Raw genomic sequence first — 17175 nt, 5'->3', positions numbered from 1 at the left:
CGGCGTGCCCGGCCGGCCGACTTCTGACCCCCTTACGTCTCAGGGCCGAGCGCTGTCCGGGCCGGGACCGCGCTCGCCGCTTCCTTGAGCTCGACGAAGATCGCGTACGTTTCGGTGTCGCCGATGTTCTGCCCGGCGTGCTCTTGTGCGCTCAGCCACCGCACCTGCCCCGCCTCCAGCGCGAGCTCGACCTGATGCCCGCCCGAGGTGAGGCGGCGGGTGAAGGACGACAACGTGACCATCACGCTGTCGGGATGCTCGTGCGGGGAGGTCGCATCCCCTGGCCGGTCCCGGTAGCGGAGCACCCTGACCCGCTCGTTCTCGAAGACCACCGTGTACAGATCCGGATTCGTCACCGCGGGATCGGCGCTCATGAACACCTCGCAGAGGCTTCGGCTCATCAACGACTACATGGGATGACGGTACCATGATGGGCATGTCAGTACCATATGAGCTGACCGGCCGCCGACAGCAGAAGGCCCGCACCCGCCGATCCCTGGTCGAGGCCGCCCGCTACCTGCTGGCCGAAGGCGCCGACCCCACCGTCGAAGACGCCGCCGCCGCGGCCGGGATCTCCCGCACCACCGCCTACCGGTACTTCCCCAACCAGCACGCCCTGCTGGCCGCCGCCCACCCCCAGATCGAGCAGGCATCCCTGCTGCCCCCAGATCCGCCTGCCGACCCGGTGGCCCGGCTGGACCTGGTGATGACCGCCTTCACCCAGCTCACCGTCGACTGGGAGCCGCAATTGCGTGCCTCGCTGCGCCTGTCCCTGCAACCCGAGACCGGCCAGCCGGCACTGCGCGGTGGGCGGGCCATCGGCTGGATCGAAGACGCCCTGGCCCCGCTCCGCGACACCCACCCCGGCCTGGACGTCCGCCGGCTGGCCGTGACCATCCGCTCGGCCACGGGCATCGAATCGCTGATCTGGCTCACCGACATCGCCGGTCTCACCCGGCAGCAGGCGGCGGACACCATGCGGTGGTCAGCCCGGGCACTGCTCACCACGGCCCTCGACGAACACCGTCCCCGTTCCTGAACCCTGCGACCCGGTCCCGGTCACACATGGCTCAGGCGCCTGCCGCCAGGGTCATCCCGACGAGCAGCGGCACGGAGGTGAAGCCGGCGAGGGTGATCGCGTCCACCGTGTTCTGCGTCAGGACGGCTGTCCCGTGCGGCGCAGGTACGCCTCGATCCGGTCGAGCGCTCCAACCCAGACCTGCTTGACGAAGAAGTCGCGGATCTCGGGCGCCGGGAAGCCGCTCTGCACGACCGTGAGCAGGGTGCCGCCCTCGTGCTCCTCGAAGGTGACCTCGACAGTGGTGGTCATGGTCATGCCGTCGGGAGTGCTGCCGGTGGACTCGGTGAGCAGGCGGTGCGGGCGGTCGATCTCCAGGAAGGTCTGCGTCTCACGGAACAGGTTGTCGGCGTCCGGTCCCCAGACCGCGGTCTGCCGGCCTCCGACGCGCAGGTCGACCTCGATCTCGACGATGCCGGGCTCCTCGTCGAGGATGCTGAACCAGATCTTCTGCTTCTCGGCGTCGGTGTAGGCGTCGAAGACCTCCTCGGGGGTCGCGGGCAGCACGCGGGTCTTGCGCAACTGGATGGCCTCGGTGTCGTTCCGCGTCATCGCTCGGTGTCCTTCCCGGTGTTCGCCTCAGGGGCGTTCTTGAGGGTGAAGTAGGCGTCGAGGCCGTCGAGCCGGCGCTCCCACAGGCGCTGGTAGAACGTGATCCACGACATGGCGTCCTCCAGGCGCTCGGCTCCCAGCCGGCACTGCCGCGATCGGCCGACCTTCTCCGTCGTGACCAGTCCGGCGTTCTCCAGGACGTGCACGTGCTTCTTCATGCCGGTGAGCGACATGCCGAAGGGTTCGGCCAGCTCGCCGATCGTGGCGGGACCCTGGCCGAGCCGGATGAGTATCTGCCGCCGGGTCCCGTCCGCGAGGGCGGAGAACGTGCGATCGAGGACCTCTTGCTGAACCATATGGTTTACTTTACGACACTGAACCGATTGGTGCAATAAGCGCGGCGATCCGGAAAGCGGCGCCTACGCCGCGGCGGCCCGGACACCGAGGATGACGAGCGCCACCGTCGCAGGCGCTGACGCACCTCAACGCGGCGGCCGCCCGTGAGGCGATCCTGCCTTCGGAAGAACTAGATCAACTCGTGCCGGTGGGCGGCCGTGGCGGCTTGGACGCGGCTGCGTACGCCGAGCTTGGCGAGGATGTTGCTCACGTGCGCGCCCGCCGTCTTGACCGAGATGAACAGCTCCTCGGCGATCTGCCGATTGGTACGGCCGTCGGCGACCAGGCGCAGCACGTCCCGCTCGCGCGGCGTGAGGCCGAACTCGCGCTCCTCGGCCGGCTCGGCCTCGACCTGCACGGCGAGGGGGATCCGGGCCAGGCGCGCCAGCCGTTCGATCCGGGCGCTCAGGGGACCTGCCCGCAGGCGGCCCGCCTCCCGGGAGGCGTCGGTCAGATGGGAGGAGGCCGCGGAGCGGTCTCCCGTCTCCGCGGCGTGTTCCGCGGCCCGCAGCAGGGCCAGAGCCTGGGGGTATGGCTGGCGAAGAGCTCTCCACGCGGCCGCGACGCGGGCCCAGAGGTCCGGCTGTCCGGTCGCGGCGGTGCAGGCGAGGCGGTGGGCCTCCTGGACGGGCCCGATCGCCGGCAACGCGGCCGCGGTCTCGGCCAGGCCGGGTACGGGCAGGGACGCGCCCGCCTCGATCACCGGCCACAGGTAGCGCGGGCTCGTTCTTCCGCTGCCCAGCGCCTCCTCCACGAGTCGCGCGGCGTCGGCCGTGCGCCCCTGCGCTCTGCGCAGATCCACTTCCAGGCGCACCAGCAACAGGTGGTCCTGGGCATAGGACGTGCCTCTGGTGAAGACCTCGCGGGCGTGGGTCGCGGCGTGCTCGGCGCCTGCGAGGTCGCCTCTGGCCAGCGCGATCGTGCCGGTCAGCACCATCAGGTACGCGCGAAGGCTGGGTGTCGGGGTGACCCGCAGGGCGTGTTCGACGATCTCGGCGGCCTCGTCCCACCGGCCCAGCGCGATCAGCGCCTCCGCGAGGTTGCCCGCGTGGATCGGACCCGCTGTGCGGGCGAGACCCGCCCGCGTGGCGGCGGCGAGTCCCTGGCGGGCCGCCTCGGCCGCCTCCGCGTACCTGCCGGCGCCCTGCAGGACGTCCGCCTCACAGCGACAGGCGTGCAGGAGCGCGCCCTCGTCACCGATGCGGCGGGCCGTCGCCTGGGCGGTGATCAGGTGAGGAAGCTGCGCGTCGAGGTCGCCGGCGCGGGCCCGCGCGTACGTCAGGTTGACGGTGGCCATGACCTCGGCCCTGGCATCGCCCGCGGCCCGCGCCGCTTCCAGCGCCTCGCGGGCGGCGACGCGGCCCTCCTCTTCCAGCGGGACCGTGAGGAGGCGATTGGCGAGCAGATTCAGTACGGTCGCGCGTGCCGGATGCGCGCCCGGTGTCAGACGGGCGGCTTCGCGTAGGTCGTCCAGGTCGCCCGGCAGGCCGAGGAGGTGGCGCAGCTCGCCGCGGTGGGCGATCAGCCAGCCGGCCCGCGCGGGCTCGGCATCGGTCGAGAGCGCTGTCTCGACCAGCTGGACGGCGGTCGAGTTCTCGCCTGCGGCGATGGCGGCGCGTATCGCTTCGTCGAGCACGCCGGCCTTGGAGGTGGCCGGATCGGGTGCCTGCTCCCACAGCTCCAGCACGCGAAGCAGCATGTGCAGGTGTTCCGCGTGTGCCAGGGACGCCGCGGCCTCGGCGGCGGCGCGGCGGGCGGCCGCCAGTGTCCTGGCCGGATGGCGTTTGGCGGCGTGCCAGTGCAGGGCGGACTCGTACGCCGCCCGGCCCAGCGGGGCGAGCTCCGGGTCCGTCTCCAGGGCTTCGGCATAGCGTACGTGAAGGTGCCCGCGTTCCCCGGGAAGCACGTCGTCGTGGAGCACCTCCTGGATCAGCGTGTGACGGAACGCGTACACCTCCTCCTCGATCAGCAGGAGGTTCGCGCTCACCGCGGGGCGCAGCGCGTCGGTGAGGCCGGCGTCGTCCAGCCCCGTGACGGTGCGCAGCAGCGCGTGGCCGATCCGGGCGCCGCCGACGGCCGCGGCGTGGACCACCCGGCGGGTCTCCCGCGGGAGCCCGTCGAGCGGCGTGATCAGCAGGTCGCGAATGGACGCGGGCACCGGCGCGCCCGCCCGGGCCGACAGCGCCTCGACGAACAGCGGGTTGCCCTCGCTGCGCCGGACGACGTCCTCGATGACCGCGGGGGCCGGCTCGCCGCCGAGCAGGCCGCGAAGCTGCCCGACCACCTCGCCCCTGCTGAGCCGGCCGAGCTCCATCCGGGTCGTCCACGGCCGGCGATCCCATTCGGCCAGCACGGGGCGGAGCGGATGCGTCCGGTGCAGGTGGTCGCTCCGATAGGTCACGACCATGAGGAACGCCGCCGCCGCCTGCTGGTTCCTGATGAGGAAGTCGAGCAGCTCCCGGCTGGAGCGATCGCTCCAGTGCGCGTCCTCGGCGACGATCACCAAGGGCCGGTCCTCGGCGAGGTTCTCGAACAGGGTGAGGAACTCTTCGAAGAGCCGTGCCTGCGTCAGAGCGGGATCGCCGTCGCCTGCGGGCCGGCCCAGGAGCGGCAGCAGCCTGCCCAGCTCACCGGGCTCGCCACGGGGCAGGAGGCGGAGGAGGCCGTCCGCGCCGATCTCGCGCAGCAGGCGGCGCAGCATGGCGGTGAACGGCGCGAACGCCAGGCCGTTCTCGCCCACCTGGGGGCAGTCTCCCGAGAGCAGCCACGCCTCTCCTGCCAGCGGCGCCGCGAACTCGGCGATCAGCCGGGTCTTGCCCACCCCGGCTTCGCCGCCGAGCAGCACGGTGGCGGGAGAGCCTTCCCGGGCATGCGCGTAGGCCGCACCCAGGGCGGTCAGCTCCGCGTCCCTGCCTACGAAGACCATGGGACACAGGCTCTCAGATCGGGATGAAACCTAGGGATGCCGGATAGGGCATTCGCCCGATGTGTCCGGCGGCCGTTCTGGCGAGGCTGGCCCGGTGATCCCAACCGGTGCGCAACCGCTGCTCAGCCGTCCAATGGTCATCCTGGGGATGACCTCGGTCGCTGCGATGACGAGCTTCTATCTGCTTGTTCCGATCGTTCCGCTGTACACGGCGTCAGGTGGTTCGGGGGACATGGGCGCCGGGTTGTCCACCGGCGTCACCATGCTGGCGACGGTGCTCATGGAGCTGGCCATGCCGGCGTTGCTGGCCCGGTACGGCTACCGCGTCGGCATGGCGCTGGGCGTCCTCCTCCTCGGCGTTCCCCCGGCCCTGCTGGTCCTGTCCTCCGCGTTGCCGATGGTGCTGGCCACGAGCCTGGCGCGCGGGGCCGGCCTGGCCATCGTGGTCGTGGTGGGCCCCGCCATGATGGCCGAGCTGGCCCCGGCCGAACGCCGGGGCGAGGCGCTGGGCGCGTACGGCGTGGCCGTCGGGATCCCCGCGATCCTGGGGCTGCCGACCGGCTTGTGGCTGGTTCCGCTCGTCGGCTACGGACCGGTCTTCCTCGCGGGGACGGGGCTGGCGCTGCTCGCGCTCATCGGGATTCCCGGGCTGCCCGCGAGGGCCGCTCCGGTCGAGCAGCACGGGGGCGTCCTTCGCGCTCTGCGCCACGCCGGTCTCGCCCGGCCCGTCATCGTCTTCGCGACGATCACGCCGGCGGCCGGCGTGCTGCTGACGTTCCTGCCGCTGGCCGTCCCCGCCGGCTCAGCGGGGACGGCCGCGACGGCGCTGCTCGCACACTCCTGCGCGATGCCGCTCGCACGGTGGGCGGCCGGCCGATACGGCGACCGCCACGGCCAGTCCGTCCTGCTGATGCCGGCCGTGCTCGCCGCGGTCATCGGGATGGCCGGGCTGGTCTGGCTCGACAACCCCTACGCGGTGATCGCGGGGGCGGCGCTCTTCGGCGCCGGTTTCGGCGCCGCCCAGAACGTCACCCTGGTGCTGATGCTCGCGCGGTCCTCCTCCTCCGCGTTCGGCCGGGTGAGCGCGCTGTGGAATCTCGCCTACGACGGCGGGATGGGGATCGGCGCCGCCGGGTTCGGGCTCGTGGCCGGGCCCGCGGGATATCCGGCGGGGTTCGCGCTGATCGTCGCGGTGCTGGCTCTCGCCGTTCTCCCCTCCTGGCTCGACACCCGATCGGAAAGGAAGCTCGTCAATGAGCGATGACCTGCGGCGCGCCGTGCAGAAGGTGCTGCCTGGCGTACGGGCCGACCTCGAAGCCCTCATCCGCATCCCCTCGGTGAGCGCCGACCCGGCCGCGGCCGAGGACCTGCGCCGCTGCGCGGAGCTGACGGCACAGCTCTTCCGCGCCGGCGCCGCGCAGGAGGTGGAGATCCTGGACGACGTCCCCGGCGGCCGGCCGGTGGTCCTCGCCCGTTGTCCCGCACCACCCGGCCGTCCCACCGTGCTGCTCTACGCCCACTACGACGTGCAGCCCGCCGGCGATCCGGCCCTGTGGTCGAGCAGGCCGTTCGAGCCGCGCGAAAGCGGCGGGCGCCTGTACGGCCGCGGATCCGCCGACGACAAGGCGGGAATCGCCACCCACCTGGCCGCGTTGCGCGCGCACGACGGGCGTCCGCCGGTCGGGGTCGTCGTCATCGTCGAAGGAGAGGAGGAGATCGGCTCCCCGACGCTCGGCGCCTTCCTCGACCGGCATCGTGACAGGCTCGCCGCCGACGTGATCGTGCTCGCCGACTCGGAGAACATCGACGTCGGCGTCCCTTCGTTCACCACCACGTTGCGCGGCATGGCCAACTGCGTCGTCGAGGTGCGGACGCTGGCGGAGAGCGTGCATTCCGGCACGTACGGCGGGGCCGCTCCCGACGCGCTCACCACGCTGTGCCGCCTGCTCGCCACCCTCCACGACGAGGACGGCCACGTCATGGTGGACGGCCTGGTCACCGGCCGCCCGCCGCGGACGGGCTACCCCGCGGAACGATTCCGGGCCGAGGCGGGCGTGCTCGACGGCGTCCGGCTGCTCGGCTCGGGCGGCATCCCCGAACGGGTCTGGACCGGACCCGCGGCGACCGTCCTGGCCATCGACGCGCCCGCCGTATCCGGAGCCGCCAACGCGCTCACCGCATCCGCCCGGGCCAAGGTGAGCCTGCGCATCGCGCCGGGCGACGACGCGGTACGGGCCCGCGCCGCCCTGGCCAGGCACCTCAGCGACCACGCACCCTGGGGCGCGCAGGTCGAGGTCACCGAGGCGGAGATCGCGCAGCCGTACGCGGTCGACACCCGGGGTCCGGCCTTCGACGCGGCACGCCGCGCCTATCGGCGGGCCTTCGACGCCGACGTGGTCGATCTCGGAGGCGGCGGCGCCATCCCCTTCGTCGCGGAATTCGCCGCCGCGTACCCGGAAGCCGCCGTCCTCATCACGAGCCCCGGAGGCGATCCGGCCGCCCGCGCCCACAGCACCGACGAGAACCTGCACCTGGCCGACTTCGAACGCGCCTGCCTCGCCGAGGCACTCCTGCTCGCCGAACTCGCGGACTGGAGCTCCCGCGCTCAGGAGCAGCTGTCGCGGTACGCAAGGTCCGGGACGTAGGCCCTCCATTCAGCGGTGGTGAGGGAGCCGCCCGCCCGCCGGCAGATCGCCCGGATGACGCCGGCGGGCTCGACGACGTGCGTCCGCGCCACCCCGTTGAGATCAAGGGTGACGACGCCGGCCCCGTCGGCCGTGAAGGCGATCGACTGGAGCTGCCCCATCTCCGGATCCCGACCTCCCCCGAAGTCACGCAGCGTACCGAGGCTCGTTCCCGTGACCGGATCGAACAACCGCACCCTGCCGTCCGTCGCGCCGACCGCGACGACGTCGTCACGCGGAGAGTGGGCGGCGATCGACAGATCGCCGGACTCGTCGCGGACGACCGGCCCGAGACGTTTGCCGGCGGTGTCCCACAGCGTCAGGCGGCCTCGGGAGTCCAGGACCACCACGCCGTCGCCCTTGTGGAGGAAGAAGATCCGGCGGCCGACGGTGTCCTTTCCGCCGGCGCTGAAGGGCCCGGTCACCGGCCGTCCGGTGGCGGCGTCGAGCAGGCGCTGCCCGGCGCCGGCGAACGCCAGCCGCTTGCCGTCGGGGGAGAAGGCCACGTCGTTCGTCTCCGGGAGCGCCGTGCTCCAGAGCTTCCGCTTGGCCTTCCAGTCCCATACCTGGGCGGCGTACTTGAGCACGGCGCGGCCGTCGTCCGGGCTGCGCAGGACGAGCGCGAGGCGGGTGCCGTCCGGGCTGAAGCCCACCACGCGGGGCTCCAGATCTCCAGGGTCGATCTGGCCCAGGGCGGCTCGCGTGGCGACGTCCACGATCTTCACCGTACCCTGGTCCACCGCGGCCAGCAGCTTGCCGTCCTTGCTGAAGTACGCCTCCTCCATGGCGGGCAGAGCGCCCACCGCTTTGCCGCTGCGCACGTCGCGTAGCTGGGTCCGGTCGCCGGTCTGGGTCACCGAGAGCTGCCCGTCCGGGCTCAGTCTGCCGAAATTGGTCGAAGAGTCCGCCGGGGTGACGGAGAGGTCGGAGACGTCGACGGAGAAGACCCGGTCCTCGACGAGGTAGCGGAATGTCCGGCCGTCGAAGGCGCTCTGGGGCTGCTCGCCGTCAGTGTCCGTGTTGCCCAGCAGCGCCACCGCGGTGAGCAGCTGGGCATCGGCCATCCGCCAGAACTGGACCTCCTTGCCGGTGATCGAGGCGAGCAGCTTCCCGTCCCCGCTGACCGTCACCGCGCCGCGGTTCCAGGTTCCCTGTGTGCCGGCGCCGTCCTTGACGCCGATGTCCACGACGGACCTGTCCTCGACATTGGTCAGGCGCACCGACTTCGCCCGCGGCGTCGCCTGCCACCTGCCGTCCGCGCTCGCCGTCGCGCCGACCGTGGAAAGCCGCGTGCGCTCGCCGGTCCGCGGATTCCACTGCCGGTACCTGTCGGGATCACGGATCACCACCGTCCGCTCGTCCGCGCGGATGATCTCCGCCCAGCCGTTCACGAGGTCGAGCGGGCGATCGAAGACCCAGGTCCCGATGGCCGTCCCGCTGGACAGCTCCCAGGCCCGGATCCGCTTGTCCGTCAGGACGACGAGCGTACGGCCCGAAGGGGCCAGGGCCACCGCGGTCACCTGGTCTCCGGTCAGGCCCAGCCGGTTGATCCCACCGATCCGCTTTCCGGTACGCACGTCCCACACCTGGGCGGTGTCCTGGCTGACGTCGGCCAAGGCACGCCCGTCCGCACCGAGGGCCCGGACCGTGTCGCCGGCGCTCACCCGATCCGTGAACGTCGCCGACTCGCGCTGCGCGAGCGCCGTGATCAGCCCTGCCCTGGTGAGCGGCGTGCGGTCCAGGCTCCACGCCGCCACGCTCAGCCGCATCGCCAGCATCGGATCCGTGACGCGTACCTGCGGCACGAGCCCGGCCAGCCGGGTCGCCTCCGACCTGCCGAGCGACGCGGTGACCTCCTCGGCGCGCCGATCGGCGACCAAGCCCTGCTGGACGGCCAGCCCTCCGGCCACCAGCGAGATCACCAGCAGCCCGCCGAGGGCCAGCGACACCAGCCGGGCACGCTTGGCGCCGCGTCTGGACAGGTCCGCACTCGCCTGGAGGAAACCTCGCTCCACCGGGGCCAGCGTGATGTCGCGCCGCGAGTTGGCCGCCCACTGCAGGGCGTTGTCCAGACTGCTGCCGCGGAACAGGTCGCCGTCCCGCCGGCCGGCCCCGTCCCACCGGCGCGCCGCCATGAGGATCTCCCGGTGGACCGCCAGCCCGTCGCGGTTGTTGCCGATCCAGTGCCTGTACCTGGGCCAGGCGTGCGGCAGGGCCGGCCGCGCCAGCCAGATCTCCTCGCCGCCCGTGGCCAGGAGATACGTGAACACCTCCAGAATCCGGTTGATCGCCGCCGTCTCGTGCTGTCCTCTTCCCTGGAGGAGCTCGGCCCGGGCCGCCCGCCGTCCGATCAGCTCCCCATGCTCGTCCACGGTGACCAGCCGCAGGAAGACCTCGGCCACCAGCTCGCGCTCGGCGGGCCCGAGCATCGCGTACGCCTCCTCCGCCAGCGCGCCCAGCGCGGGATCGTCGGCCGTCACCGCGATCCGGGTGGCCTCGCGGCCGCCCACGGCGAGCAGCCCGGCGACATCCAGCTGCCCGCCGCCGCTGACCAGGCCGAGCAGCAGCTCCCGGGAGGTCGGACGGTCGAGCGGATCCTTGGCCAGGGCGGCGGCCACCAGCGGGTGCAGCGACTCCGGCAGCACGCTGAGATCCGGGCTGGCGGACAACACGCGGTGCATGACCCCGCCCAGGCTCTCGGCCTGGAACGGGTCTTCGCCGGTGGTGGCGAACATCATGATGCCGGCCCAGGCGAACACGTCCGCCGGCGCCCCCGCCCGGTGCCCGGTGAACACCTCCGGGGCCATGTACGTGGGCGTTCCCGCGACCAGGCCGGTCTCGGTGAGCGACATCTCCATCGTCCGGGAGATGCCGAAGTCGATCACTCGCGGGCCGTCCGGCCCGAGCAGCACGTTGTCCGGCTTCAGATCACGGTGGATCACGCCCGCCTCATGGACGGCGGTCAGCGCGGTGGCGATGGCGGTGGCCAGCCGGTGCAGGTCACCGCCCACGAACCGGCGGCCGTCGAGGACGACCTGACGCAGGCTCTGCCCTTCGACGTACTCGCTGACGATGTACGGGCGCGTCCCCTCCAACTGGGCGTCGAGCACGCGCGCGGTGCAGAACGAGGCCACCCGCTGCGCGGCCGTCATCTCCCTGCCCAGCTGAGCGGCCTGGTCGCTGTGCAGGACCTTGATCGCGACGCGGCGGGCGTCCTCCGTGTAGGCCTCGTAGACCACCCCCTGGCCGCCCGCGCCCAGCCGCCCCGCCAGCCAGTACTGCCCCAGCCGCTGCGGATCCCCATCCAGCAGTTTCGTCGCCATGCGTCATCCCCGTTTGTCAGTGACTATGCGGGATTCGATGCGTCCGGCCCGGACAAAGTTCGATCACGACAGCTCGCTCGCCCACTGCCGCACCGCCGACCCCCGGCGACGGCGGAGCGACGGCGCGGGTGCGCATCCGCTGCGATGTACACCTCTTGCTGCCATTTGTTACGGATGTAACATGGCGGCGTGACGGATCATGCGAGCGAGTCGGGATGGTTGCTGGTCAGCGTGTCCACGGCCGGGGCCGCGCCGACGCTTCGTGTGCAGGTGTGGCGCAAGCTGCGTTCGCTGGGGGCGTTGTATCTGCAGCAGTCGGTATGTCTGCTGCCCGAGCGGGAGCAGACGTTGCGGCAGGTGCGGCGGTTGCTGGATCGGGTGCGCCAGCAGGGCGGCACGGGCCGCATGCTGCGCCTGACTTTGACCGACGCGGCGGAGGAGCGGCAGGTCATCGGGGAGTTCAACGCCGCCCGCGACGCCGAGTACGCCGAGGTGCTGGAGCGCCTGCCCGCCTTCCGCGACGAGCTGGCCACGGAGCGGGCGCGGGGCCGGGCCACCTACGCCGAGGTCGAGGAGTCGGAGGCGGACCTGGAACGGTTCCGCTCCTGGATGGCCAAGATCGACGCGCGGGACTACTTCGCCGCCCCGACCGGCGCGGCGGCTCGGGCGGCGGTCGAGGAGGCGTCCGCCGACCTGGCCGCCTTCGAACAGGCGGCGCTGGCGGCCGAGGCCCCGATCGGCATCGGGCCGTCTGATGCGCGTGAGGGTGATGAGGCATGACCGGCTCGTGGGGCTGGGACCTGTTGATCGGGATCGTGGTGGCGCTGCTGGTGGCCTGGGTGGTGCTGATCGGCGCGCTGGCGATCGTCCGGCCCCGTGGCGGCCTGTTGCGTGAGGCGTTGCGGCTGCTGCCGGATGTGCTGCGGCTGGTACGCCGCCTGGCGGCCGACCCCGATCTGCCGCGCGGGGTACGGGTCCGGCTGGCGCTGCTGCTGGCGTACCTGGCCCTTCCCATCGACCTGGTGCCCGACTTCATCCCCCTGCTCGGCTACGCCGATGACGCCATCATCGTCACCGCCGTCCTGCGCTCTGTCGTACGCCGCGCCGGGCTGCCCGCCGTACGCAGGCACTGGCCCGGCACCGACGACGGCTTCGCCGTTCTGGCTCGACTTACCGGGCTGGACAGAGCATCCACCGGCCCTCAAGAAGCGGAATGACGGCGCGATCGTGGGCGGGGGTTGCTGTCGTTCCCGCTCGCGGTGGTGCGGCGGCGGCCTGGTCCTCTCGACTCCCCGGCGTCACGGGATGACCTCGGGGTCCTTGACGTTCGCCTGCCAGCGGGCGGCCCACCGGTCGCGTAGTGCGGCGAAGTCGCCGTCGTCCAGGCCGTAGGTGCTGACGATGACGTTGACCTGGGCAGGTTGGGGATCGGCGGGGTCGGCGCCGACCGAGACGAGGTGGCCCTCGTCGGTCACGATGCCGGCCTCGTGCCGGCGGGTGCCCGGGCCGATGATCTCGATCACCTGCGCCCCGGTGGCCTGGCCTGCCAGGTAGATGGTACGGCGGCGCCCCGACGGAGCTCTGTCCAAGTAGAAGCGGAGCTGCTCCAGGTAGAACCGCCATCCCTCGGCGACTCCGCCGTACAGGTCCTGCCAGTCCGCGCCTTCCAGGTCGGGCACCACGAGCCGTACCACCGTGCGCGTACCGTCGGCGGTCAAGGTCAGCTCGGTGCCGTCGTCGAAGGCGACGCGCTCGGGCGGATGCAGCTCGGAGTCGTCGATGAAGGACCGGATCTCCTCCGCCAGGCCCGTGGCAGGCCTGGCCGGAGCGGTGTGGCTCGCGTCGTAGTCGTAGCCGAACCACTCGTGCAATCCCTCCGGCGTGCTGATGGCGCGCCAGACCGCGTCCTGGCGCGCGTCGACGGTCAGCTCGACCAGCGGACGCTTCTGGTGATTCATGGCCTGTCCTCTCGTTCTTGATCGCTTACGGGCGTGGGGTGGCCGCCGATGATGAGGCGGTACCGGCGAGTCGCCTCGGGTGAGTCGTAGGAGGCCACCAGGTCGGCCACACGGGCGGCCAGGTCGGTGGCGAACCGGCTGATGTCGGCCGGTTCGGCGAAGCCCACATCGGTCTCGATGGTGAAAGTGACCAGCCGCTTGCCCTCCTGCGCGGCCCGCTCGCGCATCTCGGCCACGTCGCCGAACGTGCGGGCGGTCACGGCCAGGAGCGTGTCGGCCGCGAAACGGTCCTGCTCGCCGGGAGAGGGCGCGCCGACCACCTCCGGCGCCACCACCACGGTCCGCGCGGTCGCGCGCACGACCCGCTCCTGGCGGCCGCGCCGCTGACGCAGCTCCACCACCTCGACCAGCCCGGCCTTCTCCAGCTCGCGGAGGTGGTAGTTGACCCGCTGCCGGGTTTCCCCCAGCCGCGCGGCGACCGTCGTGGCGGACGCCGGCTCGCGCAGTTCCTCCAGCACCCGCTTGCGCAGTGGTGACAGCGATCCGCGTACCACATCGAGTTCCGCACCCATGGACGCATAGTGGATTTGAAAATTCCGTTTGTCAAATGCCTTCGACGAGCTCCCCCTCCCGCCCCGCACGTTCGCTATCGCCAGTCGGTGTCCGCGATCGGTTTCCGGCCGACGGCGATCCACATGACGATCCCCATGATGATCACCGTGTAGGCGCCGAGCACGGCGAGCCCGGCCCACCAGGGGAGCGGGAAGTAGCCGGCCGACGGCGCGTAGTGCGCGGTCACCTGCGCGTACTCGGTCATCGTCTGCTGGACGGCGAAGCCGGCGGCGGGGGTGAGCCGCAGCAGCCACTCCGAGACGGGGTCGGGCGGCAGCGGGAGCGTGGCGACCGTGTAGGGCAGGGCGATCGATGACAGTCCGATGAGGATCGCCGTCCAGCCGCGGCGCAGCCGCAGACCGAGTCCGAAGGCGAGGACCGCGCAGAGGGCGAGCACGACGGCGAGGCCGGCGACCACGCGGGCGCCGGTCGGCATGGACACCGGCACCAGGATGCCGTTGCCCTTCAAGATCGCCGTTCCCGCCGGCACGACGACACCGACGGCCACGAGACCGGTGACGAAGGTCGCCGCGGCGACGACGGCCGCCCGGGCGGCGATCACCCGCCGGGACGGCGCCTTGAGGGCCGGGCTGACCCTCGGCGCGGACGACTATCTCGCCAAGCCCTTCCACTTCCCGGAACTCGTCCTGCGCATCCACGCCCTGGCCCGCCGCAAGCCCGACGCGCGGCCCCGGACGCTGCGCGCGGCCGGGATCGAACTGGACCCGGTCCGCCGCACCGCCGTTCGCGACGGGCGGCAACTGGACCTCTCGGTGAAGGAGTTCGCCGTGCTGGAGGCGCTGCTGCGGACGAGCCCCGGCTTCCTGAGCGCCGAAACCCTGCTCGACCAGGTGTGGGACGAGAACGCCGACCGGTTCACGAACACCGTCGCGGTGACGATGGGCCGGCTGCGGCGCAAGCTCGGCGACCCGCCGGTCATCGCGACGACGCCCGGAGTCGGCTACCACATCGCCTAGCCGGTGCGCACTCCTCCCGGCCCTAAGGGCCCGTGGCGAATTCGGCGACCAGTTCGAAGCGGCCGCCCCTTTGTGATCCGGCGGTGAGCCGGCCTCCGGTGCGTTCGGCCAGGCCGGTCAGCCCTGACCCGCCCGGGCCCGGTCGCGGAGCTGAGGGCGGGGCTTCGGCGGCTCCGTCGTTGACGACGCGCAGCCGGACCGTGTGGCCCACGGAGACGATGGTGATGGTGCAGGTTCGGGCGGCGCTGTGCCGTACGACGTTGGTGACCGCCTCGCGCAATGCCGCGGCCATCGCCGTGTCCACCTCGGGTGGCAGGGGTCCGGTCTCGACGGTGGCGACGGTCCGTATCCCGGCGGTCTCCAGGACGGTGTGCGCCGCGGCCAGTTCCTGGTCAAGGCTCAGCCCCACGGTCGCGTGGGCCACTGATTCCAGTTCGGCCCGTGCGCGCTCGACCAGTTCGGGCAGCGTGGCCAGTTCGGCGCGGGCGCGTACCGGGTCGATGTCCAGCAGCCGCTCGCACAGCTCTCCCTTGAGCGCCACCGCCGACAGGCTGAAGGACAGCAGGTCGTGCAGGTCGCGGGCGACCCGGGTGCGCTCCTGGATGAGGGCTTCGCGGGTCAGGTCCCGCTCGGCCTGGTGCAGCAGGACCACCAGATTCGACAGCCGGATCAGACCATAGGAGACCCAGGTGAGGATGGTCAGGGATATCAGGTTCGCCGCCATCCCCGCCAGGTTGGGTACCGGCGGCGGGTAGAAGAGGAGTGCGATGTACAGCGCCACCGCCACACCGGTGAGGACCAGGGAGCGCGGCGGCCGCATGCGGGTGAGCACCAGCCCGAGGAGGAAAGGCCACAGGCAGGTGAGGAAGACGAGCTCCCAGAGCAGGTAGCCGAACGGTATGACGGGGACACCCAGCAGCAGCCCGAGAAGGATCATCTGCTTGCGTGACGGCTTCATCAGCAGCTGGACCGCTCCGGCCGCGGCCATCAACGGCACCGTCAGGAGCAGGGTCCACGGCCGATGGTAGGTCATGACGGAGACGACCGCGTGCAGCGTGGCCTGGCAGGCGATCAGCGCGGCCAGCATGAGGCGCGCCACCTTCGGCGACTCAATCGGCGGCGGCAGAGGGGGCGAGACGCGGTAGCCGGCGGCCGTCGCGCGGATGTCGGCCAGCGCCTGCCGGGCGGTGCCGACGGCCACGTGGAGCCGGTCGCGTGCGATGTCCGGTTCGGCGTCGACGGCTTGCGCGAGCCGCTCCGAGACCGCTCGCAGGTGCTCGCCGACGACCGCGCCCAGTTCGCCGCCGAGCCGTCGCCGTTCCCGCTGCAGCTCCAATCGCGCCAGATCCCCGCGCGCCGCGTCGAGCCTGGCCGCCATCACCGTCAGGGCGTACAGGCCGAAGACGATCAGACCGTTGGTGGCGGTCTTCAGCGTTCTCATGATCGTCGTCAGCACGTCGTCGCCGGCCCACAATCCGGCCACGCCCGTGGCGACCAGGAGGAGCCCGAACAGCGGCCAGGCCACCCGCCCCCGGAACGAGCACAGCACCGCGACCGCCAGCGGCCACGGCAGCCACTCCCAGTGCGTGCCCGCGACGGCGAACGGCACGGCGTACAGGATCACCAGCGCCGCCAGCAGGCCGTTGCGGACCCGGCGGCGATGCGGCCCGGTCAGCAGCGCCACCAGCGGCGGGTAGGGAGCCATCGTGACGAGCACGACCGGCCACGCCAGCCCTTCCTCCAACGCCACCATCAGCCGGAAGGTCATGATCAGGCCGAGGGCGGCCCACATCATCGCGCGCACCAACCGCAGCCGCGTATCCCGAGTGTCGTCCAACTCGTCGTCCACCGGGTCGTCCTTCACTGCAGCGTCGGGAAAATGGAGATTTGTGGGACCAATCATCCGGTACCACCTGCCTGACACCACACCCGGCTGCCGGAAGGCCTGGTGGTACTGTTCGGCGTGATCAGGATTCTGCTCGCCGAGGACGTGGAGCTGCTGCGTTCGGCGCTGGTGGGACTGCTGTCCTTGGAAGACGACCTCCAGGTGGTGGCGGAGCTCGCCTCTGGCGCGCTCATCGTGCCGACCGCGCTGGAGGTCCGGCCTGACGTGGCCGTGCTCGACATCGACCTGCCCGAGGTGGACGGTTTGACCGCCGCCGAACGGCTCCGCGAGCGGCTGCCCGGGTGCCGGGTGCTGATCCTGACCGGTCTGAACCGGCCGGGCCAGCTCCGCCGGGCGCTCGCCGCTCAGGTGGCGGGGTTCCTGCCCAAGGATGTCCGGCACGCCGAGCTGACCGGTGCGATCAGGACCGTGGCCTCGGGCGGCCGGGTGCTGGACCCGGCGCTCACGGCGGCGGCGCTGGAGGCGTCGGCAAGCCCCATGTCGCAGCGGGAGACGATGGTGCTCCGCCTGTCGGCCACGGGCGCCTCCCCTGGGGAGATCGCCGAACAGCTGTTCCTCACCCCCGGGACCGTCCGCAACTACCTCACGTCCGCGGCGGCGAAACTGGACGCCCGCAATCGCGTCGACGCCATCAGAATCGCCACCGAGGCGGGCTGGATCTGAGGCCGCCCGTCGCTATGAAAAATTCACATCTCAACAGGTGACGGACACGCTATCGAGCGACCCGTCAGATTTGAAAATCTCCTCTCCGGCAAGCGCCGTA

The 17175-nt window shown here is 71.8% G+C and carries 16 protein-coding genes; 7 read left to right on the top strand and 9 right to left on the bottom strand.

From position 1 onward, the window contains the following. Positions 1-32 precede the first annotated feature (32 nt). Complete coding sequence (locus tag AB0L65_RS27225; protein ID WP_363985331.1) at positions 33-401, bottom strand: hypothetical protein; 369 nt, start codon at positions 399-401, stop codon at positions 33-35. Positions 402-436: 35 nt separating this feature from the next. Here AB0L65_RS27225 and AB0L65_RS27220 point away from each other — a divergent pair, with 35 nt between their 5' ends. Further along, a complete protein-coding gene (locus AB0L65_RS27220) occupies positions 437-1039 on the top strand; it encodes a TetR/AcrR family transcriptional regulator (protein WP_364250387.1) in 603 nt (200 codons plus the stop codon). A gap of 117 nt (positions 1040-1156) precedes the next feature. Here the strand turns inward: AB0L65_RS27220 and AB0L65_RS27215 are convergent, their stop codons facing one another. From AB0L65_RS27215 to AB0L65_RS27205, 3 genes are all read right to left on the bottom strand, one after another. After that, a complete protein-coding gene (locus tag AB0L65_RS27215) occupies positions 1157-1630 on the bottom strand; it encodes an SRPBCC domain-containing protein (RefSeq protein WP_364250384.1) in 474 nt (157 codons plus the stop codon). Beyond that, complete coding sequence (locus tag AB0L65_RS27210) at positions 1627-1986, bottom strand: metalloregulator ArsR/SmtB family transcription factor (protein ID WP_364250381.1); 360 nt, start codon at positions 1984-1986, stop codon at positions 1627-1629. The genes AB0L65_RS27215 and AB0L65_RS27210 overlap by 4 nt, the downstream gene beginning before the upstream one ends. 170 nt (positions 1987-2156) lie before the next feature. Then, on the bottom strand, positions 2157-4952 hold the full coding sequence (locus tag AB0L65_RS27205; protein ID WP_364250378.1) for an AAA family ATPase: 2796 nt from the start codon (positions 4950-4952) through the stop codon (positions 2157-2159). Positions 4953-5100: 148 nt separating this feature from the next. On the opposite strand from AB0L65_RS27205, the gene AB0L65_RS27200 reads away from it, so the two are divergent. Beyond that, on the top strand, positions 5101-6216 hold the full coding sequence (locus AB0L65_RS27200; protein WP_364250375.1) for an MFS transporter: 1116 nt from the start codon (positions 5101-5103) through the stop codon (positions 6214-6216). Continuing rightward, entirely contained in the window at positions 6206-7597 is a 1392-nt protein-coding gene (locus AB0L65_RS27195) for a M20/M25/M40 family metallo-hydrolase (RefSeq protein WP_364250372.1), read from the top strand. Before AB0L65_RS27200 ends, AB0L65_RS27195 begins: the two co-directional genes overlap by 11 nt. On the opposite strand, the gene AB0L65_RS27190 is transcribed toward AB0L65_RS27195, so the two are convergent. Further along, the gene (locus AB0L65_RS27190) at positions 7558-10959 is read right to left on the bottom strand and encodes a serine/threonine-protein kinase (protein ID WP_364250369.1); all 3402 of its coding nucleotides are present in this window, start codon (positions 10957-10959) and stop codon (positions 7558-7560) included. The two genes, AB0L65_RS27195 and AB0L65_RS27190, sit on opposite strands and share 40 nt — an antisense overlap. 189 nt (positions 10960-11148) lie before the next feature. Here AB0L65_RS27190 and AB0L65_RS27185 point away from each other — a divergent pair, with 189 nt between their 5' ends. Further along, entirely contained in the window at positions 11149-11739 is a 591-nt protein-coding gene (locus tag AB0L65_RS27185; RefSeq protein ID WP_364250366.1) for a Chromate resistance protein ChrB, read from the top strand. Then, positions 11736-12176, top strand: a complete 441-nt coding sequence (locus AB0L65_RS27180) for a DUF1232 domain-containing protein (RefSeq protein ID WP_364250363.1) — start codon at positions 11736-11738, stop codon at positions 12174-12176. Before AB0L65_RS27185 ends, AB0L65_RS27180 begins: the two co-directional genes overlap by 4 nt. An 81-nt stretch (positions 12177-12257) precedes the next feature. Here AB0L65_RS27180 and AB0L65_RS27175 read toward each other — a convergent pair whose 3' ends face one another. The 3 genes from AB0L65_RS27175 to AB0L65_RS27165 form a co-directional block, all read right to left on the bottom strand. Next, positions 12258-12917, bottom strand: a complete 660-nt coding sequence (locus tag AB0L65_RS27175; RefSeq protein WP_364250360.1) for an SRPBCC domain-containing protein — start codon at positions 12915-12917, stop codon at positions 12258-12260. After that, the gene (locus tag AB0L65_RS27170) at positions 12914-13489 is read right to left on the bottom strand and encodes a helix-turn-helix domain-containing protein (protein WP_364250357.1); all 576 of its coding nucleotides are present in this window, start codon (positions 13487-13489) and stop codon (positions 12914-12916) included. The genes AB0L65_RS27175 and AB0L65_RS27170 overlap by 4 nt, the downstream gene beginning before the upstream one ends. Before the next feature lie 74 nt (positions 13490-13563). Further along, entirely contained in the window at positions 13564-14037 is a 474-nt protein-coding gene (locus tag AB0L65_RS27165) for a hypothetical protein (RefSeq protein ID WP_364250354.1), read from the bottom strand. 7 nt (positions 14038-14044) lie between these two features. Between AB0L65_RS27165 and AB0L65_RS27160 the strand changes: the two genes are divergently transcribed. Then, positions 14045-14506 carry a response regulator transcription factor gene (locus AB0L65_RS27160; protein WP_364250351.1) on the top strand — a complete coding sequence of 154 codons (462 nt, stop codon included), beginning with the start codon at positions 14045-14047 and terminating at the stop codon, positions 14504-14506. 22 nt (positions 14507-14528) lie between these two features. Here AB0L65_RS27160 and AB0L65_RS27155 read toward each other — a convergent pair whose 3' ends face one another. Beyond that, positions 14529-16355 carry a histidine kinase gene (locus AB0L65_RS27155; RefSeq protein WP_364250348.1) on the bottom strand — a complete coding sequence of 609 codons (1827 nt, stop codon included), beginning with the start codon at positions 16353-16355 and terminating at the stop codon, positions 14529-14531. A gap of 114 nt (positions 16356-16469) precedes the next feature. Between AB0L65_RS27155 and AB0L65_RS27150 the strand changes: the two genes are divergently transcribed. Then, positions 16470-17075 carry a response regulator transcription factor gene (locus tag AB0L65_RS27150; protein ID WP_355211647.1) on the top strand — a complete coding sequence of 202 codons (606 nt, stop codon included), beginning with the start codon at positions 16470-16472 and terminating at the stop codon, positions 17073-17075. Positions 17076-17175: the final 100 nt, after the last annotated feature.

This window comes from Nonomuraea sp. NPDC052116, assembly GCF_040680035.1.
In the GTDB taxonomy this organism is placed as follows: Bacteria; Actinomycetota; Actinomycetes; order Streptosporangiales; family Streptosporangiaceae; genus Nonomuraea; species Nonomuraea angiospora_A.
The sequence above is the reverse complement of the archived record's forward strand: the minus strand, read 5'-3'. Positions and strand labels throughout refer to the sequence as shown.